The following is a 5,852-nucleotide window of genomic DNA, read 5'->3' as shown; positions in this document are numbered from 1 at the left end:
TGTAGTACAGGCTCTGCAGAAGGCCGCCCGTGCCGGCGTGCAGCAGGCTCTGCACCTGCCCGGCGTCGTCGTAGTTGTAATAGCTGGTTACCTGGTTCGGCAGCCGTCGCGTGAGCTGCAGCCCCCGGGGGTCGTAGGCGTAGTAGGTCGCCTGCTCCCAGGGATCGCACAGGGCGCTGAGCAAGCCCCGTTCCTCCTGCTCGTAGTGCGTCCAGTAGGTAACCTCGTCCAGCTCCAGGGCCAGGGCCGTGCGCAGCCCCGCCTCGTCGTAGTGGTAGTACAGGTTGGCGTCGCCCTGCCTGGAGTGTATCGCGCGACCGGCGGCGTCACACTCCCAGGCCTGGTCGGGGATACCGGTCTTGAGCGCCTGGGTCTGAGCGCCCCGCGCGTCGTAGTTGTGGTAGATCACTTCGCCGCCGGGGTAGCGCACTTCAGCCAGCAACTGCCCGACCTAGTCGTAGTGGTAGTAGGCGCCCACTCCGCTGGCCTTGTCCAACTGCTCCGCCCGTCCCAGGGCATCGTAGTGGACATGTCGCCATCGAGCGTCTCCCAGGCACTCACAGCCGATCCTCTCCCATACCGCGCACGATACGCTGGCGGCGCCGCTGGACGAGTTGCGCCAGATACGCCCCGAGGGTGCAGCTCACAAGCGTACTCCCTCCACCGTACAGCCCAGCTGCCATCCCGACGGCAGGGCGTGTGGCTCCATCGAAGAGGTACAGCGCACCCGAGACAGCACCGACGGCGGCCCCTACCAGGGCCCCACGATGCGTCGAACATTGTGCCACCGCCCCGACTGCCAGGCCGCACAAGTCATTTGAGGCACAGAACAAGCACAGAACCGCTCGGCTGATGGTCAGCGGGAGGTGGGACTCCGTCGCTGCAAAGAGGAGCATGAGCCCAACCTGCACCACCAGCGCGCCGTAGTAGTGCGCCAGGCCGAGACCGACGACGAGGCCAAGGGTCAGTCGCCTGCGTTCCATAGGCCATCCCTCGTACTGCGTCGGTCCTGGGTCACGGCTGCCCACTCCGCTGGCCCTGTCCAGTTGCTCCGCTCGCCCCAGCGTCATCGTAGTCATAGTAGCTGGTTACCTAGTTCGGCAGCCGCCGAGTCCCGCTCTGCCTCAGTCACCTAACCGGGGGTCCAGCCCCTGCGACCGGAATCGACGTGCCCTGGGGCTGCTGTGGTGGCGGCGTCCGACGACCGCCCCCGGAGACATACGATGGGAGACGAAGGGTCTCGCACGATGTCGAGGCGTGCGCTGATGACGTGCAAGCGGCGCGGCGAAGGGTCTCTTCGGTCGGTAGACCCGCCACCTTGTGTGGCACTGTGGCCTCTGCCCCTCGACACGTTCACCTGGGCTATACCAACTCGCGATGAAGAGTGGGGTCGCGATAGCCCACCACATCACTGCCAGCAAATCAGTGCGCCACGAGAAGGGCGCAAGTGCCCGCGTAACGCCCCAGCAGAGCAGTGCAACGGATCCCGGAAGGAGCAACCCGCACCACACGAGCTTCCTGTCCAGGCTGCGGTTCCGTCTCAGGGCGGTTAGCGCACCCAGAGCACCGGCGCACAGCAACTCGACGCCTACCCTTCCCATCTCATAGGGGCCAGTGAACACCTTCTGTTCCACGCTAACTGGCGGTGTCGAGTGACGCGCAAGGTACAGCCCCGGGTACTCGCAGGTGAGTGCCAGCCACATGCACCCGACGGCTGCCACCCACCGGAGGGCAGGCGGCACCCAGCCGTGTACGCTTCGCGGGAACAGCGTCGCAATCACCAGCCACGGCACCCAGAGGTTCAACGGTGATCCCTCCAACTCTCAGCAGACGCAGAGGCCCCTTGAGCGTGGCCTCGTCAGTCTGTCTACCCGTCAGGTCCGCCAGGGGCAACAGCCCACATCTGGCCGTCACTTGCCTATTGGCGGAAGCGGGGACTTGCTCTCCGACAGCGTGTCAGCGATGGCCTTGTCCAGCGGCTGCCCCTTGTGCTCCGCCTGCACGCGGAGAAGGTACTCCCGACCTTCCGGCTCTCGGTGCGAATCCTCGAAGGCCTGCCAGACGGCGTCGACGGCAAGCATCGCGTCCTCCGACTGTTTGTGGCCACGAGCGTACTCCTCGAAGACTGCGAGGGCCTTCGCGTTTTCACCGGCCTCGCTCAGCCAGCCGATCACCTCTGATAGATAGGACTCCGGCCGCGGCTGCTCAGGATGTCTACGCAGCTCGGTCAACAGCAGTGCGGCGGCTTCCTCCCAGCGTTCCTCGTCGGCGTACAGCGAAGCTCGGTGGGACACCGCCCTGAGCACTTCGGAAGGACAGTTCGCGCCTTCTGCGTTGGCCCGGTAGCGCTCTATTGCCTCCAAGGCCTCGGGGGCGCGGCTCCTGTCGAGTAGGGCCGCCGTCCGCAGTAGGACCGCCTCTAGTCGGTGGGCTTTGAACCCCAGGGGCATCCCCAGGTTGGTGCCCTCAATCCCGCGGCAGAGCATCAGCGCCCAACCCTCGCAGCCGTTCGTGGCCAGCAGCACGGCAACCCTGGGACCCGCCTCGCTCTTGAACAGGAGCAGACAGCTGCCCAGCAGGCTCAAGACCACAACCAGGAGGCGGCGAGCCAGCCGTCGCCGCTTCGACTGCGGTGGCCGGAGGTTGTCTTGGCCAGGCTCGTACGTGCTGGTGTCCGTGGTCATCCTTTGCTGCCCTTTCGCCACACCCGCCAACCTTCCTCCCCATGCCAGCTTCCCGCAGTACTCAGGTGCTGCTGCAGTCGCACATTGCCGATGCACGATAGGGTCTGGTCGTCACTGCGCCCGATCGCTCCTGGCGAGGCCGCGACGCAAGGCCAGGCAGTGTGAGCATCTGTCGCCCTTGGCGCTGATCGCCACACAGGTGCCGTCCTCGCTATCGCCCCAGCCATTCGAGGAACATCCTCGCAAACTCAACCGCGGCGGGGCTGTTCGCCTGGGGTGGCGCATGCCCAAGCTCCTGCCATCTTCGCATGAACGCGGCGGAACCGAGGCGAAGTGCGCAACACACCACCACACGACGGGCCGCCTCTGGGCCCTCGTCAAGGGCGCTCACGAGCGATTGTGCCGCACACGGATTCGTGGACGCATCGAATAGCGCCTCAAGCGCTTGCGTGCCGATCTGCTTCCCGCGCTTGCCCGACCATGTACTGGCGCGCCACAGCCTGTCTAGGAGGGCTACTGCGTTGTCCGCCGTCAGGGCGAGCTCGGATAGGCAGGCGAAGACCTTCGCTGACAGGCGCAGGGCATCGCTCTGGGCGAGCTCCTCGAGCACTCGCAGACCAGAGTCGTCGCCTATCCCCGCAAGGGCTTCCGCCGCGGCGAGGCGCACCTCATCACTGTCGTCGGTCAGCAACGCCGTGATTGCATCCCTTAACCCATCCTCGTCCTTCGCCGTGCAGAGCGCCCGCAGGGCCGTGATACGCACAGCTTCGCCTTCAACCGCAGCGACGAGGTCGAGCAAGCACTCGCGTCGTCGACGACAGAGGGCTCTGAGGGTGGGTAGGAGTGCCTCGACAGTCTCGTCGTCCTGTCGGGCAAGCCAACGGACCACGCGATGCAGCATTGGCGGTTGTCCAAACACGATGAGTAGCTTGGCCGCCAAGAAGCACGGGTAGCCCGTCTGACGAGACAGTAGTCGCAATAGCTCGTCGGCTGTCACTGCGTCCAGAACACAGGGCGCCAGCCTGTAGGCCAAGGAGTGGTCTACACAGAAGGTCGTAACGAGACACAGTGCTCTGCGAGCTGGCTCGGCCCCAAGTAGGGCGGCCTTCAGTTCGTCCGCGGCAGGTCCAGGGTCATCGTAGGCTCTGCCCGCGCCCCTCACCGAGACATCCAGGAGATCGCCCATGCCTGCAGCAACAGCGTCGTGCTCCGGCGCGCTCAGAGAGGTGCGGACCGCTTTGGCCAGCCTCAGAACCGGCACGAGATCCTCGCAGCTCGACAGTATCCACTCCACGTCCTCTAGTGGAACCTGCCGTGCCAGGAGGATCAGGCCGCGGACGCGCTCAGCGCCCTCGGAGGACCCAAGCTGCTGCACAAGGGCGGCCAGTGGGTCGTCTCCGGCGAGACGCTCATCGCCCTGATCCAAGCACATGGTAGGGTCACCGCCTCTCAGAGCTCCACCCACAGCTGTCCGACGGGCGACGACTGCTCTGACCCGGGGACTCTTGAACCCGGGGAGCCACTGCCCCACTCCTCGCAGGGGCTCACCCTTCCTCTGCTGTCTGCCTTCGGCTTCGCCTCTCAGGTGCCGTCGAGCCTTCGCCCATACGTCGCACCCCAGAGGTCCTCCCGCACCTTCACTAGCTCGGCCCGGCGCACGATGCTCTCGTGCATCTGGTCCCACTGCCTGAGGTCCGGGAGGCGCACCTTTCGCGTGCCTGCATGCAGTACCCCCGAGGTGCCCGCGACGCCCAGCGTCAGTACACCCCGCACGAACACGCGGTGCTTCGCGAAGGCATACAAGCCGGTTACGTCGTCCCAGGCGACTGTGCTCGTGCTGCCTCGCCAACTGGATACAGAGATCGCGTCTTGCTGGAGACTGACCGTCTCGTAGTGGTTCGCCGCGACTAGCTTCACGCCACTGACGCAGACGGCGATGCCCACCACCACATTCACTAGGCCACTGACCCAGACGCCGAGCGGCAGTCCCTCTCCGATGCTACGCCCTGTTAGGAAGAGATCAACAACCGTCGCCAGCACCAGGGCAACCTTGACGAGGAGGAGAGCTGCCACGCCGAGAACAGCGACGATCTCGAGCCGAGACCACCCCCGCCTGTAGACCTCAGCACCTGTGTCGTCGTCCGCCTTCGTCATGCATCCGCTTCCTCTCGTTGCTCTCTGCCACCAACCGTCCACCGGGCGACCTTCCTCTGCACCGCGCTCAAGCCCGGTGGGGCGAAGGCAGGCGTCCCCAGGTGCGCCGAGATTCCGGGCATCCGTGCGAGCACCAGCACGAACAGCAACACCAGCGCGGTGCACTCAGCAACGCTCTGCGCAATCGGGTCTCGCGTGAGCCACAGGCCCAGGCAGGTCAGGGCCAGGGCCTCCGCGTACATCAGGCTCCACAGGGTCTCCAGGCGCGTCTCAAGGTGCGGCGTCACAAGTCGCGCAAGCTCCTCCTCGTAGCCCTGTGTCAGCAGCAGAAGCACCACAGCAACCCAAAGGGCACCCTCAACCGTCGTCCATGTGACCAGAGCGGACAGAAGGGCGCAGGCCGTTAGGTACACGTACAGTCGCCGCCTCACCAACCCCAGAAGCGAGAGAGCGAACGCCACGGTCAGGAGCTCGAAGGCCTCCTGGACTGCCAGAGGCCGAACCTGCGGCAACGTGCTCACATAGCCGACGAGCATCGCCATGCCTATGAGTGTGGCCGGAGAGTCGAGAGCCCCGAGCAGCAACCCGGGCACTCGGGCTGCCATCAGTCCCTGCAGGCGCGGGATGCCAAGGGCCACGAGATACCAGCCGGCGAAGATAGCGCACACCGCCACCAGTGCCGGTCCAGGCACAACAGCAGAACCCAGTGAAGAGGACGATCCCACCTGCTAACGCCTCCGACGGGCGCATGCTGCGTCCCTACCCTCTACAGACGCGGCGCAGGACGCTACCCGGGTTTGCAGCAACGCCGGGGCCGACCAAGGCCTCGCCTTCGCAGCCCAACGTCGATGGTCTTGTTCGGTCCCTCGAAGGTCGGGGCGGACACGTCCCTGAGTTCCACCCACAGCTCCTCAGCGGTGAGGACGATCGGCGGCGAGGCGAACAAGGCGATCCGAACCTCGCGCGTCTCCCCGCTGTAGGTCAGGTCCGAGATCCTGTCCGCAGGCACCTCCA

7 protein-coding genes are annotated in these 5,852 nt (G+C 65.7%); all 7 read right to left on the bottom strand.

Annotated elements, in window-relative coordinates; all coding sequences use genetic code 11:
* Window positions 1-442, bottom strand: a 442-nt coding sequence (locus tag ABFE16_10845; GenBank protein ID MEN6345791.1) for a hypothetical protein, incomplete at its 3' end; no start/stop codon positions are given.
* A 115-nt stretch (window positions 443-557) separates the two neighbouring features.
* Entirely contained in the window at window positions 558-983 is a 426-nt protein-coding gene (locus ABFE16_10840) for a hypothetical protein (GenBank protein ID MEN6345790.1), read from the bottom strand.
* A gap of 927 nt (window positions 984-1,910) precedes the next feature.
* Window positions 1,911-2,684, bottom strand: a complete 774-nt coding sequence (locus ABFE16_10835) for a hypothetical protein (protein MEN6345789.1) — start codon at window positions 2,682-2,684, stop codon at window positions 1,911-1,913.
* Window positions 2,685-2,895: 211 nt separating this feature from the next.
* A complete protein-coding gene (locus ABFE16_10830) occupies window positions 2,896-4,116 on the bottom strand; it encodes a HEAT repeat domain-containing protein (protein MEN6345788.1) in 1,221 nt (406 codons plus the stop codon).
* 149 nt (window positions 4,117-4,265) lie between these two features.
* Window positions 4,266-4,838, bottom strand: a complete 573-nt coding sequence (locus tag ABFE16_10825; GenBank protein ID MEN6345787.1) for a hypothetical protein — start codon at window positions 4,836-4,838, stop codon at window positions 4,266-4,268.
* Window positions 4,835-5,563: a hypothetical protein gene (locus tag ABFE16_10820; GenBank protein MEN6345786.1), complete on the bottom strand. Its 729-nt coding sequence runs from the start codon at window positions 5,561-5,563 to the stop codon at window positions 4,835-4,837. The genes ABFE16_10825 and ABFE16_10820 overlap by 4 nt, the downstream gene beginning before the upstream one ends.
* A 62-nt stretch (window positions 5,564-5,625) precedes the next feature.
* On the bottom strand, window positions 5,626-5,852 hold a 227-nt coding region (locus ABFE16_10815; GenBank protein ID MEN6345785.1), incomplete at its 5' end, for a hypothetical protein.

It is taken from the genome of Armatimonadia bacterium (assembly GCA_039679385.1).
GTDB lineage: Bacteria > Armatimonadota > Zipacnadia > Zipacnadales > JABUFB01 > JAJFTQ01.
Note: the sequence above shows the minus strand (reverse complement) of the source record. Positions and strands in the feature narration are given on the sequence as shown.